We start from the raw sequence: 634 nt of genomic DNA, 5'->3' as shown, positions 1-634 counted from the left end.
TAAGGATTAATTTGATCGTGAGTACAAGTAAGAAAAAGATATTTTTAATAATTACGAGTGTGTTTGTTGGTATTATTTTATTATTTATGTTAGCCATGACTGGTATTATTTATTGGTCGTCTGATTTCCATCCAGACTCAATACAAATTGATACATGTTTAGATGCTGGTGGCCGTTGGAACGAGCAATTGCATCAATGCGAAAAGTAATATGAATAGATTTTTAAAATTATATACTTTTAATATTATTTTAGGTGTTATTACTGCACTATTAACAAGCAAAGTATTTATAAATGAGGTTTCAGAGCATCACCCGTTATATTGGGTACCAATGGCCTTTTTTAGTTTGCATGCATACTGGTTTTTTGGTGTCATCGGTTATTTTATTGTATTAATCGCTGCACCTATCAGTATGCAGCTAGCTATAGAGGATATGTTTTGGTTTCTAGTTTTTTACTCTCCAGTTCTTGGCGCATTATCCATTTTCATTTATCTTAAAAAAGGTAATCCACACCCCTTATTTATAAAAAGCACACCTTATCTATTCACATTCCTCATGAATATAACGTTCGTATTAAACGCTTATACTGAATAATACGATTATTTTATTTCATAAAATAAACTTAAAAGCACGA

At 30.6% G+C, this 634-nt stretch carries 2 protein-coding genes; both read left to right on the top strand.

Features of this window, described 5'->3' with window-relative positions; genetic code table 11:
• Positions 1-209: hypothetical protein (locus tag KCG35_RS26015; protein WP_215822819.1), on the top strand; the 209-nt coding region annotated here is incomplete at its 5' end.
• 1 nt (position 210) lies between these two features.
• Positions 211-594 (top strand): hypothetical protein, encoded by a 384-nt coding sequence (locus KCG35_RS26010; RefSeq protein WP_215822817.1) that lies wholly within the window; start codon positions 211-213, stop codon positions 592-594.
• The last annotated feature ends 40 nt before the right edge of the window (positions 595-634 follow it).

It is taken from the genome of Zooshikella harenae (genome assembly GCF_018837975.1).
Taxonomy (GTDB): domain Bacteria; phylum Pseudomonadota; class Gammaproteobacteria; order Pseudomonadales; family Zooshikellaceae; genus Zooshikella; species Zooshikella harenae.
Note: the sequence above shows the minus strand (reverse complement) of the source record. Positions and strands in the feature narration are given on the sequence as shown.